The organism is Vagococcus sp. 211, assembly GCF_056322705.1.
Genome location: NZ_CM150475.1, coordinates 739,082 through 756,410 on the forward strand (window position 1 = coordinate 739,082; position 17,329 = coordinate 756,410).

The following is a 17,329-nucleotide window of genomic DNA, read 5'->3' on the forward strand; positions in this document are numbered from 1 at the left end:
TTTTATTGGTACAATGTAGAAAAAGAATGCTTAAGGATGATGAGAAATGTTAGATAATGCAATTTATTTTAAAAATGGTAAGCGAGCAATTTTATTATTACACGCTTATACAGGAAGCCCAATGGATGTCAGAATGTTGGCTCGTCGTTTAGAAAGAACAGGTTACACTGTACTTGCTCCAATGTTTTCAGGTCATGGATCAAATGATCCATTTGATATATTAGATCAAAGCCCAACAGTTTGGTGGGAAGATGCAAAAGCTGCTGTTGATTTTTTAAAAGCAGAAGGTTTTGACGAAATTGCTGTGTTTGGTTTATCTATGGGTGGCTTATTCGCAGTTAAAATGTTAGAAGAATATTCGGAAGGCTTAATTGGTGGTGGTGCTTTTTGTTCACCGTTAAAACCAAGTTCGGCTCATAATATTCTCCCTAATTTTATGAAATATTGTGAATTCCTTTTTAATAAACAAGACTTGACACCGGATCAAATTAATATGAAATTAACTAAATTAGAGAGACCACTAGATCAACAATTAAACAGTATCCATCACGTAACAGAATCAGTGTATTTCCAATTAGATCAACTAGAATATCCGTTGTTTTTTGCTCAAGCTGGGCAAGATGAAATGATTGATGGTGATTTAGTGTATGATGTTGGCCGAAAAGTAGCAAAAAGTCAGCATGAAATTCATTGGTACCCAAATAGTACGCATGTGATTACTGTAAGCAAAGATCGTCGACGTTTTGAAGAAGACGTGGTGAATTTCATTGAGGGTCTACCGTGGAATGAGGAAAAATAATCATGAAAGAAACATTAAAACAAAAAATTAAACTGTATATGGAAAGCAGTAAAAAGAAAACCTTTTCCATTGAACAAATTGCTGAAGGTTTAGCATTGCAAAAAAGCGAAGATTTCAAATTACTTGTACAAACCATTGCTCAAATGGAACGAGAAAAGACTGTTGAGTTTAATCAAAAAGGCAAGATAAAACTAAGTAAAAAAGATGAGAAAATCATTGGAACGTTTAGAGCAAATGAACGTGGTTTTGGATTTGTCAGTGTGGAACAAGAAGAATCAGATATTTTTATTTCAAAAGACTTTACAGGCTATGCTTTAGAAGGAGACCAAGTCGAAGTAGAATTATTAAAACAAGGAGATCCTCTGTCAGGACAAGCCGCCGAAGGTAAAGTTATCGGAATTACAGAGCGCGCTGTGACACAATTAGTGGGGATTGCAACCATTTATGATGAGAGCGAAGTGCAAAAGACGGGTCTTTACGGTTACATGACACCTAAAGATAAGAAAATGAACCGTTACCGTGTTTTCTTAGCGGATGAAGGATTAAAACCAGAAGATGGTAGTGTTGTATTGGTTGAATTGACCCACTACCCAGAGCCTAACTACACCAATTCAATGGAAGGTCTCGTTAAACAAGTTATCGGACATAAAAATGACCCAGGAATGGATATTTTATCCATTGTGTTACAACACGGTATCCCTGTAGAATTTGACGAAGCCACACTTAAAGAAGCAGAAGCTATTCCAGATGTTGTATTAGAAGAAGAACGAGTGGGACGAAAAGATTTAAGAGACGAACCCATTGTGACAATTGATGGTATTGAAGCAAAAGATTTAGATGATGCAGTCACTGTGAAGCGACTACCTAATGGTCATTTTTTCTTAGGTGTATACATTGCAGATGTGTCGCATTATGTGACAGAAGGAAGTGCCCTTGATCAAGAAGCGGTGGATAGAGCAACCAGCGTGTATTTGACAGACCGAGTGATTCCGATGTTACCAAGAAAATTATCTAACGGTATTTGTTCTTTAAACCCCAATGTTGACCGATTAGCAATGGGATGCGAGATGGAATTTAACCAAGAAGGACACGTTGTTGACTATAAGATTGAAGAAGTGGTCATTAATTCTAAAGCTAGAATGACATACGATGATGTTAATGCTATTTTAGAGCGTTCAGATGAAAAAGTATTGGCAACGTATCAAGCATTGATTCCAATGTTTGATGATATGGGCGCATTGCATACGTTATTGGAAGGTGTTCGAAATGACCGAGGAGCGATTGCATTTGATGATAGGGAAGCTAAAATTATTGTTGATGAAGAAGGTCATCCTTTAGAAATCGAACTAAGACACCGTCGTGCAGCAGAACGTTTGATTGAGTCTTTCATGTTGGCAGCGAATGAAACCATTGCTAAACATTACACGCAATTAAAATTGCCGTTTATTTACCGAATTCATGAACATCCGAAAGAAGCGAAGATTCAACGATTTTTTGAATTTATTACGAACTTTGGTTTAGTTATTAATGGTAAAAAAGACAATGTTGAACCTAAAGAGTTACAAAATGTTTTAGACAAAATTAGTGGCCGACCAGAAGAACCTGTGGTGAGTATGATGTTATTACGTAGTATGCAACAAGCTCGTTATGAAGAAAATCCTGTGGGACATTATGGTTTAGCCGCAGATGATTATACTCATTTTACGTCTCCTATTAGAAGGTATCCAGATTTATTAGTTCATCGATTGATCAAGGAATTTAAAGAAACACCTGTTAAGCAGTCGACCATAGACAAGTGGAGTGAACTAATTCCTGATATTGCTGATCATAGTTCTAAAATGGAACGTCGTGCAGTGGATGCTGAAAGAGAAACGGACGCAATGAAAAAAGCGGAATACATGTCAGATAAAATTGATGAAGAATTTGATGGTGTTATTACATCGATTACTAAGTTTGGTATGTTCATAGAATTGCCTAATACAATAGAAGGATTAATTCATGTGAACCAATTAAAAACAGATTATTTCCATTTTGTGGAAAATCATTTGGCTTTAGTAGGGGAACGTACTGGTGTTGTATACAAGATAGGTCAAAAGGTCCGTATCAAAGTAACTAAAGCAGATCCAGAAACAAGAGAAATTGATTTTGAACTTATTTCTGCGGAACCATTAACAGAGACGATTCAAATCCCTAAAACAACAAGTAGACCTGGAAAAGGAAAACCAGAGCATAAGGGACGATCTAACAATCATCGTCAAGGTCCTGAAAGAAAAGAACAGAGCTCTTCTAAGAAAAAGAATAAGAAAAAAGCGCCTTTTTATAAAAAAGTCGCACATAAGCCTAATACAGGTCGTAAGAAGAAATAATAAGGTGGTGTTGAGATGCCTAAAGGTGAAGGCAATCTAATTGCACAAAATAGAAAAGCTCGTCATGATTATTCAATCATTGATACTGTGGAAGCGGGCATCGTATTAAAAGGGACTGAAATTAAAGCAATTCGTCAACGACGTGTCAATTTAAAAGACGGCTTCGCAAGAGTGAAAGATGGGGAAATGTTTTTAATGAATGTTCATATCAGTCCTTATGAACAAGGTAACATTTTTAATCACGATCCGTTGAGAACCCGCAAGTTACTCATGCATAAAAAACAAATTAAACGATTAGAATTAGAAGCAAAAAACCCTGGCGTTACACTAATCCCACTTAAAGTATACATCAAAGATGGGTTTGCCAAAGTTTTAATAGGTGTGGCAAAAGGTAAAAAACAATACGATAAACGAGAAGATTTAAAACGAAAAGACATGAAACGTGAAATAGACAGATCCTTAAGAATGAGACAACGATAAATAGAGTAAATAAAAAGGGTGTTTTTTTATAAGAAAAAGCACTCTTTTTTTGTTTCTAAAATCTTTTATAAGTGTTGTTAAATTTTTTCGATTTACTTTGTGTTATTTCTCATTTGGTGTTATCATAGTCCTAGTTGGTTTTCGGGGGTAACCCGAGGCTGATGGGTGGAGATTTAGAGCTTAAAGAATGAGTCTTTTCACCGTAACTTGCCAGGAAGTATGTAACTCTCTGAGAGAGCATATTCTTAAAGAAATGAGGTGAAATGTGGTGGAAGAAAAATCCTGGATAATTGAAATTGCTGGAATTAAATTTGACGGTACAGTTTGTCTGATGACAATCTTAACATGTGTTATTGTATTTTGTTTAGTTTACTTTAGCAGTCGCAATTTACAACTAAAACCAAAAGGGAAACAAAACGTATTGGAGTTCTTTGTTGATTTTATTCGCGGAATCGTATCTGATAATGTTCCTAGTAAAGAAGTTAATGACTATCATTTACTTGGATTTACATTTTTTGCTTTTATTTTAGTATCAAACATTCTTGGTTTGGTTACTAAAGTGGTACTTTTCCCAGATGAGATATCACTCTGGATGAGTCCGACAGCAAATCCGTTAGTGGCATTAACACTGGCATTTATTGCAATCATACTAACGAATTATTACGGTATTAGAAAACAAGGTGTTAAAAACTATTTTGTTAATAGTTTTACAAAACCAACAGCTATCTTATTACCAATTAAAGTAATCGAAGAATTTACAAACGTTTTAACGTTAGGTCTTCGTCTATATGGTAATATTTTCGCTGGTGAAATACTGTTAAGTTTAATCGCTGGTTTAGGAGCAAGCAGCCCAATCAAATTTGTTTTTGCTCTACCGCTTGAAATGATATGGCAAGCGTTCTCGCTATTCATTGGTGGTGTACAGGCATTCATTTTTGTGACATTGATGATGGTTTACATGTCGCACAAAGTTGAAGCTGAAGAAGAAATGTAGTTTTCAAACACAGTAAAAATTCGCAGCAAAATGAGACACAAGTTAAAAACATAATTAGGAGGAGATTAGTAATGCAATATATTGCAGCAGCTATCGCAGTTTTCGGTGCTTCTATTGGAGCAGCTTATGGTAATGGTAAAGTAATTTCAAAAACACTAGAGTCAATGACTCGTCAACCTGAAATGTCAGGACAATTAAGAGGTACAATGTTCGTTGGGGTAGCCTTAATTGAAGCGGTTCCTATTTTAGGTGTGGTAATCGCCCTTATATTGGTCTTCAAGTAAGAACCTATACATATTTGATGAAGATAACTTAAGTGTCTATGAGAATGGATACGCTTAAGTAACCCAAGAGGAAGGAAGTGTAGTAATCAAATGGTAGATCAGTTAGTAGTCGCTAATGCTGAACCAACTATGCTGAGTACAATCCTTTTCGTTACTGTTTCTTTTCTTATATTGTTATTGCTTTTAAAGAAATTTGCATGGGGACCACTTGTGAACATGATGCAAGAGCGTCAAGATAAAATTTCGAATGATATCGATAATGCTGAAAAGTCAAGAATCGATGCTGAAGAATTAGCAAAACAAAGAGAATTGGAACTAAAACAATCACGTACAGAAGCACAAGTTATTATTACTAAAGCCAAAGAAACGGCTGAAAATAATGCCCATGCTATTCTAGTCGATGCTCAAGAGCATGTGAAAAAGATGAAAGTCCAAGCAGATGCAGATTTGAAAATCGAGCGTGAACGAATGATTGACGAAGCAAAACAAGAAGTAGCAGATTTATCTATAGAAATTGCATCTAGAATTCTTAAAAAAGAATTAACGGCTAGCACTCACCAAGAATTGATTCAAAGTGGTATTGAGAAGCTAGGAGTGGATGGCGATGAATAGAAAATACGAAGTAGCTAAAACATATGGAAAAGCCCTATATACTGAGGCTCTACAGAAACAAGCTGTTTCAGAAATTTATCAAGAAGTACTTCAATTAAGAGAAGTGTATAGACAAGTCCCTGACTTAGGGGATATCTTGACAGATGATCGTTTGTCTATCTATGAAAAAGTCAATATTGTTAAAGATTTAGAAAACAGTTTTAGTGATGATGTCGCTAAATTTATTCATACTATTTATGATTATGGACGTATGAATGAGATGCCAAGAATCATTGATGAGTTTGAACACTTGTACTATGAACAATTTGGTATTGCAGTGGTTGATGTAACGACTGCTGTGGCATTATCTTTAGAGCAACGACATGAATTAGAGCAACGGTTAGCAAAACAATATGCAGTAGATAAAGTTGTTTTACGTCCTAAGTTAGACCCAGCGATCATGGGTGGAATGATTGTCGAGTCAGAGTATCGTGTGATTGATCAAAGTGTTCGTTCAGAACTAGAGTCAATTCATGCTGCTCTAAGTAAATGATACATATTGACAAGGTGAGAGGTGACATACATGAGTATTAAAGCGGAAGAAATTAGCTCGCATATTAAACAGCAACTTGCTAAATACGAAGAGTCTTTAACAGTAGACGAAGTTGGTACTGTCTCTTACGTTGGGGATGGTATTGCACGTGCTTACGGTTTAGAGAATGCAATGTCTGGAGAACTTTTAGAGTTTGACAACGGTGTATTTGGTATGGCGCAAAACTTAGAGTCAGACAGTGTCGGTATTATCATTTTAGGAGATTTTGGAAAAATTCGTGAAGGCGATAAAGTGAAACGAACTGGCCGAATTATGGAAGTTCCAGTTGGGGAAGCTTTAATTGGTCGTGTGGTAAACCCTTTAGGTAAACCAATTGATGGTCATGGACCAATCAGCACGAAAAAAATGCGCCCGATAGAATCAGAAGCTCCAGGAGTGATGGATCGTCAATCAGTGTCTGAACCTTTACAAACAGGTATTAAAGCGATTGATGCCCTAGTTCCAATAGGCCGTGGTCAACGTGAGTTAATCATTGGTGATCGTAAGACAGGGAAAACATCAATAGCGATTGATACAATTATTAACCAAAAAGATGAAAACATGATTTGTATTTATGTAGCGATTGGACAAAAAGAGTCTACCGTTAGAAATCAAGTTGAAACATTAAAAAAATATGGTGCAATGGATTATACAATTGTTGTATCAGCCAGTGCGTCACAACCAGCACCGTTATTATATTTAGCCCCTTATGCTGGAGCAACAATGGGTGAGGAATTTATGTACAATGGTAAGCATGTTTTAGTTGTTTATGATGATTTATCTAAACAAGCCGCAGCTTATCGTGAAATTTCCTTACTACTGAGACGTCCTCCAGGTCGTGAAGCGTTCCCAGGAGATGTGTTCTACTTGCATTCACGTTTATTAGAACGTGCAGCTAAATTAAGTGACGCCCATGGTGGTGGATCAATGACAGCTTTACCATTTGTTGAAACGCAAGCAGGAGATATCTCAGCATATATTCCAACGAACGTTATTTCAATCACAGATGGTCAGATTTTCTTAGAAAGTGATCTGTTCTATTCAGGTATTCGTCCTGCTGTTGCAGCCGGATTATCTGTTTCTCGTGTTGGTGGAGCGGCTCAAATTAAAGCGATGAAGAGTGTAGCAGGAACGCTACGTTTAGATTTAGCTAGTTATCGTGAATTGGAAGCATTTACTCAGTTTGGTTCTGATTTAGATGCGGCAACGCAAGGTAAATTGAACCGTGGTAAACGTACAGTAGAAGTTCTAAAACAAAACGTCCATGAACCAATAGCTGTTCAAAAACAGGTATTAATTTTATACGCTTTGACGAAAGGCTTTTTAGATACTGTTCCAGTAAATGATATTCTAAGATTTGAAAAAGAATTGTTTGAATATGTTGGGAACAACTACCCTGCTATTTTTGACACAATTAAAAATACTAAAAATTTACCAGATGCAGCTGACATGAATAAAGCTATTGAAGAATTCAAAGACATGTTCGAATCAACAAGCTATTCTGTTGCTGACGAGATGAAACAATCTTAGAAAGAGGTGATTGGGTATGAGCGGTTCATTAATAGATATAAAGAAAAAAATTGCCTCTACCAAGAAGACGAGTCAAATCACGAGTGCCATGCAAATGGTTGCAGCCTCTAAGTTGACAAAATCAGAACAATCATCTAGACGTTTTCAAGAATATGCTTACAAAGTGCGTTCAATTACAACGCATTTAGCATCTTCACAATTGGAAGCAATTGAAAATGCTGATTTTTCAAGCTTTGAAGATGACTATCAACAATATCATAAATTGTTGATAGATCGTCCAATTAAGAAAACAGGCTATATTGTTATTTCTTCTGATAAAGGTTTAGCAGGAGGCTACAATAGTTCTATCATTCGAAACACGATGGAAATTTTGAACAAAGACCATGAGGATCAAAGCGAAGTAGTGTTGATGGCGATTGGTAGTACAGCCGCTGACTTTTTCAAAAATAGAGATATACCAGTTGCTTATGAATTGCGTGGCTTGAGCGATCATCCAACCTATAACGAAGTAAGGAAAATAGTAAACTCTGCCATTCAAATGTACAATAATGAAGTTTTTGACGAACTATATGTTTGTTACAATCATCATGTCAACACATTAACTTCTGCTTACCGAGCAGAGAGAATGTTACCTATTGCAGATTTGGATGCTAAAGAAGCTGAAACATACGAGCAAGAGTATATTTTAGAACCTTCTGAAGCAGCTATTTTGAATACTTTATTGCCTCTATATGCTGAGTGTTTAATATATGGAGCAGTTTTGGATTCTAAAACAGCTGAACATGCTGCCCGTATGACAGCTATGAAGAGCGCAACTGAAAATGCCGGGAATATTATTGATGATTTAACAATCTCATATAACCGTGCTCGTCAGGCTGCGATTACTGAAGAAATTACTGAAATAGTTGGTGGAGCAGCAGCGTTAGAAGATTAACGGGGAGGAATTTTAGACATGAAATTAGGAAAAATAGTCCAAGTAATTGGTCCCGTTGTCGATGTGGCTTTCCCATTGGATCAATCGTTACCGGATATTAATGATGCGTTAACGGTTTATAAAAAAGAAAGCAAACAAAAAGTTGTTCTTGAAGTAGCCTTGGAACTTGGTGACGGGGTTGTTAGAACAATAGCAATGGAGTCAACAGACGGATTACAAAGAGGTATGGAAGTACTCCATACCGGCGGCGCTATTACTGTACCAGTTGGTAGAGAAACGTTAGGTCGCGTGTTCAACGTGTTAGGAGAAGTTATCGACTTAGGCGACGAACTTCCTGATACAATGGATCAAAAAGGGATTCATACAAAAGCACCAGCGTATGAATTTTTAAGTACAGATACTGAAATTCTTGAAACAGGTATTAAAGTAATCGATTTATTAGCCCCTTATCTTAAAGGTGGTAAAGTTGGATTATTTGGTGGTGCCGGTGTAGGGAAAACCGTATTAATTCAAGAGTTAATCAACAATATCGCGCAAGAATTAGGCGGTATTTCAGTTTTTGCTGGTGTAGGTGAACGTACACGTGAAGGGAACGACCTTTATTTTGAAATGAAAGACTCTGGTGTTATTAAAAAAACTGCCATGGTTTTTGGACAAATGAATGAACCACCTGGAGCGAGAATGCGTGTCGCTTTAACAGCCTTAACAATGGCAGAATACTTTAGAGATACTGAAAAACAAGATGTTTTATTATTTATTGATAATATCTTCCGTTTCACACAAGCAGGTTCAGAGGTGTCAGCACTTCTTGGACGTATGCCATCAGCCGTTGGTTACCAACCAACATTAGCCACTGAAATGGGACAATTACAAGAACGTATTACATCGACAAAAGATGGCTCTATTACATCGATTCAAGCCATTTACGTACCAGCCGATGACTATACGGATCCGGCCCCTGCGACAGCTTTTGCCCATTTAGATGCAACAACTAACTTGGAGCGTTCATTAGCTGAGCAAGGTATTTATCCAGCTGTGGACCCATTAGCTTCATCATCAAGTGCTTTAGAACCTGGTATTGTAGGTCAAGAGCATTATGATGTTGCTACTTCTGTTCAACGATTATTACAACGATATAAAGAATTACAAGACGTTATTGCAATTCTTGGTATGGATGAATTATCAGATGAAGAAAAAGTATTAGTCGGCCGAGCACGTCGTGTTCAATTCTTCTTGTCACAAAATTTCCACGTTGCGGAACAATTTACAGGACAACCTGGTAGTTATGTACCGTTACAAGAAACTGTCAGAGGTTTTAGAGAAATTCTTGATGGCAAGTATGACCATTTACCAGAGGAAGCTTTCCGAAGTGTTGGTCGTATTGAAGAAGTAATTGAGAAGGCTGAAAACTTAGGTTATTAAGAGGAGGAAAAATAATGAGTTCCTTCGTTGTGAATATTGTCACACCAAGCGGCATTGTTTATGATCATGAAGCAAGTTTTTTAGTAGCCAGAACAGAGGCAGGTTCATTAGGTGTCTTACCTAATCATGCCCCTCTAATTTCTCCATTGACTATTGATGGTGTACGAATTGATCGTGCCTCATCGAATAAGTCGGGAGAAAAGATATCAGATTGGGTCGCGGTAAATGGTGGCATTATTGAAATAAGAGATAATGTTGTTAGTATTATTGCCAATAGTGCTGAAACGGATGATAACATTGATGTTACTCGTGCGGAAGAAGCCAAAAAACGAGCTGAGAAGAAAATCGAAGCAGCTAAAAAACATGATAATGAATCTATTGACTTAGATAGAGCTGAAATAGCTTTACATAGAGCAATTAACCGTTTGAATATTGCTAATAAAAGAAGGTAAAGAGATTTTCTCTTTGCCTTTTTCTTTATATAAAAAATAGAAAGGATGATAGTATGCCAATTTATGGAGTAGATAGTATTGTGACAATATTAAGTCATATTATGTTTATTTATTTGACCTTTTGGGCATTGCAGTCATTACGATTAGACCAATTATTTAAAAAAGGCAACCAATTTGAGAAACAAAGAAAAACGGTGTACTTATTATTGTCGATTAGTATTGGGTTTGCTGCTAGTAATTTTTTCATGGAAATCATTTTTTTAACGCGTAATTTATTTTTAGGTCTCTTTTAAATTGTATCTATTCTCTTCATAGTAATTTAAAATGTCATTTTAAGACGATACATGGTATAATAATTTAGATTTATCATTTTATACCTAAGTTTTGGAGGGAGAAACACATGGAGTACATGTTAGTTCGAAGTGGTCAACCACTAAGTGGACGTGTCAAAATTGAAGGTGCAAAGAATGCCATATTACCAATATTAGCAGGAACGTTATTAGCTGATAAAGGTGAGAGTGTGCTGAAAAATGTCCCTATTTTATCTGATGTTCTGACGATGAATAATGTAATTAAACATTTAAATACGACAATTGATTTTAAAGAAGAAACAAATGAATTAAAAGTAGATGCAACAAGAGATTTATTGTGTGAAGCACCATTTGAGTATGTGAGCCAAATGAGAGCTTCGATTGTAGTAATGGGTCCTTTATTAGCTAGAACAGGTCATGCAAAGGTAGCGATGCCAGGAGGATGTGCCATAGGTGCTCGTCCAATTGATCTACATTTAAAAGGTTTCCAAGCACTAGGAGCAGAAATTACGCAAACCAATGGTTATATAGAAGCCAAAGCCACAGAATTAAAAGGAGCCCGTATTTATTTGGATTTCCCAAGTGTGGGTGCGACTCAAAATATTATGATGGCCGCTGTTAAGGCTAAAGGCACAACGTATATCGAGAACGTAGCGAGAGAACCTGAGATTGTGGATTTAGCAGTATTCCTTAACAAGATGGGTGCTAAAGTCACAGGAGCAGGAACTGAAACAATTCGTATTGAAGGTGTCACAAGTTTGACTGGGACAACTCATAGCATTGTTCAAGATCGTATTGAAGCAGGAACCTTTATGGTGGCAGCTGCAGCAACAGGCGGTAACGTCTTAGTTGAGCATGCCATTGCAGAGCATAATACCCCTTTAATTTCTAAATTATTAGAAATGGGTGTTGAAGTGGTTGAAGAAAACGAAGGTATCCGAGTAATTGGCCCTAAAGTACTAAAACCAACAGATGTTAAAACATTACCACATCCAGGCTTTCCAACGGACATGCAAGCACAAATGAGTGTACTGATGACGTTAGCAAGTGGTTCAAGTACATTGAATGAATCTGTCTTTGAAAACAGATTCCAACATTTGGATGAAATGAAGCGTATGGGGATTCAGTTTACTGTTTCAGGTAATGTAGCTCATATTGAAGGTGTTCCAGATATTCAAGGGGCTGAAGTGAACGCAACAGACTTAAGAGCAGCAGCGGCTTTAATTATTGCAGGTCTTGTGGCTGAGGGTGAGACAAAAGTGTATCACTTAGAGTATTTGGATAGAGGTTACTACGATTTCCATCACAAATTAATTGCTTTAGGTGCTAACATCGAAAGAGTGAACCCTGATGTCGTTAATAGTGATCAAAGTGTCAAAAGTTTAGCTAACTAGAGTAGGAGTTGAAGTAGAATGAGCACAGCAACGAAAAGAGTAGTGATACAAGTAGTCTTGGTGTTATTGACGCTGATTCTCTTTGTCTCTTTATTCTTTATTGGATTGTATATGGGCTTTGTTTACTTTGGTAAAGGTCATTCGTCAGATGTCTTTGCCCCTGAAACATGGCACCATATCACTGATTTTATTAAGTAGCCATTAGCATGTTCCAATGTTAATGGTTTTTTTATAAGGAAGGAAGACAGGATGTTTAAAAAAATAGTTCTTTTTCCTGTAAGAGTCTATCAACGTTTTATCTCTCCAGCTTTACCAAAAAGTTGTCGATATCATCCCACCTGTTCACAGTATATGGTAGATGCGGTTAATTATCACGGCGTATTCAAAGGCGTTACGATGGGTACGGCTAGAATCTTTAGATGTCATCCGTTTGTTAAAGGTGGTATAGACTATGTGCCACAAACATTTAGAGTGACTAAAAATCCAGATGAAACATATCGAGGCCCTTACACAAAAGAAAATAAAGCTAAGAAACATTGATTTAATCATGTTTCTTTTTTATTTGTTAGAATTGTCAGAATATTCTGTTGACATAAGATTAAATTTAAATTATATTAGTAATCATATTATTAAAAAACGATTAAAGGATGGGTTTATATGAAAAAGGTAATGGGAATGGTTTTAGCGAGTGCTTTTGTATTAACAGCTTGTGGTACTCCAGGTGGGGGAGCCTCTGAAAATAACTCAAAAGAGAAGGAAGCATCGTCACAAGGGGATACGATAAAAATTGGTTTTAACTTAGAATTATCTGGTCCTGTTGCAGCGTATGGGAGTCAAGAAAAAGAAGGCGCTGAACTGGCAGTGAAAGAAATCAATGAGCAAGGCGGCATTGATGGGAAAAAAATTGAAATGGTCATTAAAGACAATAAATCAGATACAGCAGAAGCCGCAGCGATTGCGACGAGTCTGACAACGAAAGAAAATGTTGTTGGTATTATTGGACCAGCAACATCTGGTGCGAGTAAAGCTCAAATTCCAAGTGTCACTAAAGCAGAAGTACCAGCGATCACACCTTCAGGAACAGACGATGAAATTACTATTATGAATGGAACAGTACAAAAATATATCTTTAGAGCAAGTTTCCAAGACTCATTCCAAGGGGTTATCTTAGCTAATTATGCTATGGATAATTTATCAGCGAAGAAGGCCATTATTATTGGCGATGTGTCGAGTGATTATGCTAAAGGCTTAACGAAATCCTTCAAAGAAACTTTTACAGGTGATATCGTTTCTGAAGAGAAATTCAACCAAAAGGACAAAGATTTTAAAGCGATTTTAACGAAAATCAAAGACAAGGATTTTGATTTCATCTATTTACCAGGGTATTACGAAGAAGCAGGGTTAATTATTAAACAAGCTAGAGAGATGGGCATTGAGCAACCTATTTTAGGAGCCGATGGTTTTTCAGATGAAAAACTAGTAGATATTGCAGGACAAAGTAATATGCAAGATATCTTCTATACCGCTCATTTTTCTGAAAAAGCACCTGCATCACCTAAAGTCAAAGAATTTATCGATAGCTTTAAAGAAGAGTACAACAAAGCGCCAAGTTCATTCAGTGCATTGGCTTACGATTCGGTATATATGATGAAAGAAGCTTTAGACAATGCGGGTGAAGTCAGCAGTGCTACTTTGCAAGAAGAATTAGCTAACCTTAAAGATTTTGAAGGGGTAACAGGGACGATGACGATGGATAAAAACCATAATCCAGAAAAAGCAGCCGTAGTTATCGGTGTGAAAGATGGAAAAGAAGAAACAGCGGAAGTGGTTAACCCGTAATAATTTTTATGGAAAGAAAGGATGTTGATGATGTCATTTATTCAACAACTAATAAACGGGTTATCTTTAGGAAGTATTTATGCCTTGCTAGCACTTGGTTATACCATGGTTTATGGGATTATTAAGTTAATTAACTTTGCTCACGGTGAAGTATATATGTTAGGCGCTTTTATCGGTTATTATGTGATTAATACGTTCCATTTTGGATTGTTTGGTACCTTGATAGTCTCGATGGCATTAGGCTCTATTATCGGTATGCTGATTGAGTTTTTTGCTTACCGACCTTTGAGAAAATCAACGAGAATTGCAGCGTTAATCACAGCGATTGGGGTATCTTTTTTAATACAATCTGTGACGATTTATTTTATTGGAGCCGACACAAGACCTTTTCCGCAAATTGTGGATAATACCACCTACACTTTGGGAGGATTAAGCATTAGTAAAATAGAACTCTTAATTATTTTTATTTCGATTGTTTTAATGTTAGTGCTTCAGTTTATTGTAAAGAAAACAAAAATGGGACGTGCTATGCGGGCTGTTAGTGTGGATCCAGCGGCTGCTCAGTTAATGGGGATCAATGTTAACCATACAATATCCTTTACCTTTGCGATTGGTTCAGCACTAGCTGCAGCGGGGGGTGTCCTGATTGGTTTATATTACAACAGTATTGATCCGATGATGGGAGTGGCACCAGGTTTGAAGGCCTTTATTGCTGCTGTATTTGGCGGAATCGGCATTATTCCTGGGGCTGCTTTAGGTGGTTTCATGATAGGTATTATCGAAACTCTTGTGAGTGCTTTAGGTTTCACTGCTTATAGAGATGCTGTTGTTTACGGCATTCTTATCATCATTTTACTTGTAAAACCAACTGGCTTATTAGGTAAAAATACAAAGGAAAAGGTTTAGGTGGTTACATGAGACAAAATAAGAAAGTATCATTCTATTGGTTACTTCTCATGGTCTTGGGATTTGTAGGTATCGCCATTCCTTATAGCTTAGGATTGGTGACACCTGTTGTCGAGATGGCGCTGGTTATGATAGGCATCAATATAATATTAGCTGTAGGATTGAATTTAATTATCGGTTTCTCAGGGCAATTTTCTTTAGGGCATGCTGGATTCATGGCTATTGGAGCTTATGCAACAGCAATTAGCACGTTGAAAAACCCAACCTTCTTAGGTTTTTTGACAGGGTTAGTCATCGGGATTATGTTATCAGGCATTGTGGCACTCCTTGTAGGCATTCCTACGCTACGTTTAACAGGTGATTATCTAGCTATTGCGACATTAGGTGTCGCAGAAATTATTCGAACCATTATTATGAATGCAGACGATGTGACGAACGGACCAGCAGGATTATTTGGTATCCCTCCATTTGTGACTTGGTCAATGGTGTATGTTTTGGTATGTGTTAGTACATTGATCGTAACAAATTACATTCATAGCGCAGCAGGTAGAGCGACTATTGCTATTCGCGAAAATGAAATTGCAGCAGAATCAATGGGGGTCAACACGACAAAATTTAAAGTTATCGCGTTTGTGATAGGTGCCATGCTAGCAGCTTTAGCAGGAGGATTGTATGCGAGTTACATCCAAACGGTAGTACCACAAAACTTTAACTTTATGAAGTCTATTGATGTGTTAATTATTGTTGTCTTCGGTGGTGTAGGAAGTATGACAGGTACCTTTATTGCAGCAATCGTATTAGGCTTTTTGAATATGCTATTACAAGACTTTGGGACAATTCGTATGATCATCTATGCTTTAGCGCTGATTGTTATTATGATTTTCAAACCAACAGGCTTGTTGGGAACGAAAGAGCTCTCTATCAAAAAATTAGTTAAGAAAGGGGATAAAAAGCATGAAACTACTGGAAGTCACTAATCTTACGAAGCATTTCGGTGGCCTAGCAGCTGTGTCGAATGTGACTTTATCTCTGAATAAAAATGAACTTGTGGGACTTATAGGGCCTAATGGTGCTGGGAAAACAACGTTATTCAATTTATTGACAGGAGTGTATGAGCCAACAAGCGGTACAGTTGTATTAAATAAAGAGGAGAAACAGCAAGAATTAAACGGTCTTAAACCTTACAAAATTGCTAACTTAGGAATGAGTCGAACGTTTCAAAATATACGGTTATTCAAAGAGATGTCTGTTCTTGATAACGTGTTAGTAGGAATGAACAGCAAAGAAGAAGAGACTGTGTTACAAGGTATCTTTAGATTTCCTAAATTCAACAGACAAGAAGAAAAGATGAGAGAAAAAGCTTTAGAGTTATTAGAAATATTTGATTTAAAAGAAAAACAAGACATCTTAGCAAGACAATTGTCGTACGGGGAACAGCGTCGATTAGAAATTGTTCGAGCATTAGGGACAGAACCTTCTATTTTATTTCTAGATGAGCCAGCAGCAGGGATGAACCCACAAGAAACAGATGAGTTACGCCATTTAATAAAAAAAATTCAAAAGGAATTTGATCTAACAATCTTACTCATTGAACATGACATGTCCCTTGTTATGGAAATATGCGAACGCATTTATGTATTAGAGTATGGTCAAGTCATTGCTGAAGGGGTACCTGAAGATATTAGAAACCATCCTAAGGTAATTGAAGCATATCTTGGAGGTGAAGGATAATGTTAAAGGTAGAAAACTTAAGTATGAGTTATGGCATGATTCAAGCGGTTAAAAATGTCAGTTTTGAAGTAAAACAAGGTGAGATAGTGAGTTTAATTGGAGCGAACGGCGCCGGTAAAACGACCATCCTTCATGGTATTTCAGGATTGATTAAACCAGATCAAGGACGCATTGTTTTTGAAGGTCAAGAAATTACGAAGGAAACGTCACCCAATATAGTAAAAAGTGGCCTTGTACAAGTACCAGAAGGGCGTCATGTCTTTGCAGGAATGACAGTGTTGGAGAATTTAGAATTGGGAGCCTACTTGTTTAAGAATCGAAAAGAAAGTCAAGATATTCTCACTAGAGTTTTTGAAAGATTTCCTATTTTAGAACAACGTAAAAATCAAGATGCCGCAACGTTATCTGGTGGAGAGCAGCAGATGCTCGCGATGGGGAGAGCGTTGATGACGCGACCTAAGTTATTATTACTAGACGAACCCTCTATGGGATTAGCCCCCATTTTTATTAACGAAATTTTTTCTATTATTCAAGAAATTAATAGTCAAGGAACGACCGTATTACTCATCGAACAAAATGCTCGCATGGCGTTAAAAATAGCTGATAGAGGATATGTATTAGAAACAGGTAAGGTTGTGTTAGAAGGTTCTGGCGAACGTTTATTAACGAGTCCAGATGTTCAGAAAGCATATTTAGGAGGTTAG

The 17,329-nt window shown here is 36.9% G+C and carries 20 protein-coding genes; all 20 read left to right on the top strand.

The features are described 5' to 3' along the window. The first annotated feature begins 46 nt into the window (after window positions 1-46). The 20 genes from ACVWM0_RS03690 to ACVWM0_RS03785 all read left to right on the top strand — a co-directional run bounded on the left by ACVWM0_RS03690 (window position 47) and on the right by ACVWM0_RS03785 (window position 17,329). Window positions 47-799 (top strand): alpha/beta hydrolase, encoded by a 753-nt coding sequence (locus ACVWM0_RS03690; RefSeq protein ID WP_476473283.1) that lies wholly within the window; start codon window positions 47-49, stop codon window positions 797-799. Further along, window positions 799-3,165, top strand: a complete 2,367-nt coding sequence (rnr, locus tag ACVWM0_RS03695; protein WP_476473651.1) for a ribonuclease R — start codon at window positions 799-801, stop codon at window positions 3,163-3,165. Before ACVWM0_RS03690 ends, rnr begins: the two co-directional genes overlap by 1 nt. 15 nt (window positions 3,166-3,180) lie before the next feature. Further along, a complete protein-coding gene (smpB, locus tag ACVWM0_RS03700) occupies window positions 3,181-3,645 on the top strand; it encodes an SsrA-binding protein SmpB (RefSeq protein ID WP_476473284.1) in 465 nt (154 codons plus the stop codon). A gap of 268 nt (window positions 3,646-3,913) precedes the next feature. Further along, window positions 3,914-4,639 carry a F0F1 ATP synthase subunit A gene (atpB, locus tag ACVWM0_RS03705; protein ID WP_476473285.1) on the top strand — a complete coding sequence of 242 codons (726 nt, stop codon included), beginning with the start codon at window positions 3,914-3,916 and terminating at the stop codon, window positions 4,637-4,639. A 71-nt stretch (window positions 4,640-4,710) separates the two neighbouring features. Beyond that, the gene (gene atpE / locus ACVWM0_RS03710) at window positions 4,711-4,923 is read left to right on the top strand and encodes an ATP synthase F0 subunit C (protein WP_476473286.1); all 213 of its coding nucleotides are present in this window, start codon (window positions 4,711-4,713) and stop codon (window positions 4,921-4,923) included. A gap of 90 nt (window positions 4,924-5,013) precedes the next feature. Continuing rightward, window positions 5,014-5,535 (top strand): F0F1 ATP synthase subunit B, encoded by a 522-nt coding sequence (gene atpF, locus ACVWM0_RS03715; RefSeq protein ID WP_476473287.1) that lies wholly within the window; start codon window positions 5,014-5,016, stop codon window positions 5,533-5,535. After that, window positions 5,528-6,067 carry an ATP synthase F1 subunit delta gene (atpH, locus tag ACVWM0_RS03720; RefSeq protein WP_476473288.1) on the top strand — a complete coding sequence of 180 codons (540 nt, stop codon included), beginning with the start codon at window positions 5,528-5,530 and terminating at the stop codon, window positions 6,065-6,067. The genes atpF and atpH overlap by 8 nt, the downstream gene beginning before the upstream one ends. Window positions 6,068-6,097: 30 nt before the next feature. Then, window positions 6,098-7,636: a F0F1 ATP synthase subunit alpha gene (gene atpA, locus ACVWM0_RS03725; RefSeq protein WP_476473289.1), complete on the top strand. Its 1,539-nt coding sequence runs from the start codon at window positions 6,098-6,100 to the stop codon at window positions 7,634-7,636. A gap of 16 nt (window positions 7,637-7,652) precedes the next feature. After that, on the top strand, window positions 7,653-8,570 hold the full coding sequence (locus ACVWM0_RS03730; protein WP_476473290.1) for a F0F1 ATP synthase subunit gamma: 918 nt from the start codon (window positions 7,653-7,655) through the stop codon (window positions 8,568-8,570). Window positions 8,571-8,588: 18 nt separating this feature from the next. After that, window positions 8,589-9,992: a F0F1 ATP synthase subunit beta gene (atpD, locus tag ACVWM0_RS03735; RefSeq protein ID WP_476473291.1), complete on the top strand. Its 1,404-nt coding sequence runs from the start codon at window positions 8,589-8,591 to the stop codon at window positions 9,990-9,992. Window positions 9,993-10,006: 14 nt separating this feature from the next. Further along, window positions 10,007-10,444 carry a F0F1 ATP synthase subunit epsilon gene (locus tag ACVWM0_RS03740; protein WP_476473292.1) on the top strand — a complete coding sequence of 146 codons (438 nt, stop codon included), beginning with the start codon at window positions 10,007-10,009 and terminating at the stop codon, window positions 10,442-10,444. 53 nt (window positions 10,445-10,497) lie between these two features. Next, window positions 10,498-10,737 (top strand): DUF1146 family protein, encoded by a 240-nt coding sequence (locus tag ACVWM0_RS03745; protein WP_476473293.1) that lies wholly within the window; start codon window positions 10,498-10,500, stop codon window positions 10,735-10,737. A gap of 107 nt (window positions 10,738-10,844) precedes the next feature. Then, a complete protein-coding gene (gene murA / locus ACVWM0_RS03750) occupies window positions 10,845-12,149 on the top strand; it encodes a UDP-N-acetylglucosamine 1-carboxyvinyltransferase (RefSeq protein WP_476473294.1) in 1,305 nt (434 codons plus the stop codon). 18 nt (window positions 12,150-12,167) lie between these two features. Next, entirely contained in the window at window positions 12,168-12,347 is a 180-nt protein-coding gene (locus ACVWM0_RS03755) for a DNA-directed RNA polymerase subunit beta (protein ID WP_476473295.1), read from the top strand. Window positions 12,348-12,398: 51 nt separating this feature from the next. Further along, complete coding sequence (gene yidD, locus ACVWM0_RS03760; protein WP_476473296.1) at window positions 12,399-12,689, top strand: membrane protein insertion efficiency factor YidD; 291 nt, start codon at window positions 12,399-12,401, stop codon at window positions 12,687-12,689. 117 nt (window positions 12,690-12,806) lie between these two features. Then, complete coding sequence (locus tag ACVWM0_RS03765) at window positions 12,807-13,988, top strand: ABC transporter substrate-binding protein (RefSeq protein ID WP_476473297.1); 1,182 nt, start codon at window positions 12,807-12,809, stop codon at window positions 13,986-13,988. 27 nt (window positions 13,989-14,015) lie between these two features. After that, window positions 14,016-14,894: a branched-chain amino acid ABC transporter permease gene (locus ACVWM0_RS03770; RefSeq protein WP_476473298.1), complete on the top strand. Its 879-nt coding sequence runs from the start codon at window positions 14,016-14,018 to the stop codon at window positions 14,892-14,894. A gap of 8 nt (window positions 14,895-14,902) precedes the next feature. Then, complete coding sequence (locus tag ACVWM0_RS03775; protein ID WP_476473299.1) at window positions 14,903-15,871, top strand: branched-chain amino acid ABC transporter permease; 969 nt, start codon at window positions 14,903-14,905, stop codon at window positions 15,869-15,871. Further along, complete coding sequence (locus tag ACVWM0_RS03780) at window positions 15,849-16,625, top strand: ABC transporter ATP-binding protein (RefSeq protein ID WP_476473300.1); 777 nt, start codon at window positions 15,849-15,851, stop codon at window positions 16,623-16,625. The genes ACVWM0_RS03775 and ACVWM0_RS03780 overlap by 23 nt, the downstream gene beginning before the upstream one ends. After that, the gene (locus ACVWM0_RS03785; RefSeq protein WP_476473301.1) at window positions 16,625-17,329 is read left to right on the top strand and encodes an ABC transporter ATP-binding protein; all 705 of its coding nucleotides are present in this window, start codon (window positions 16,625-16,627) and stop codon (window positions 17,327-17,329) included. Before ACVWM0_RS03780 ends, ACVWM0_RS03785 begins: the two co-directional genes overlap by 1 nt.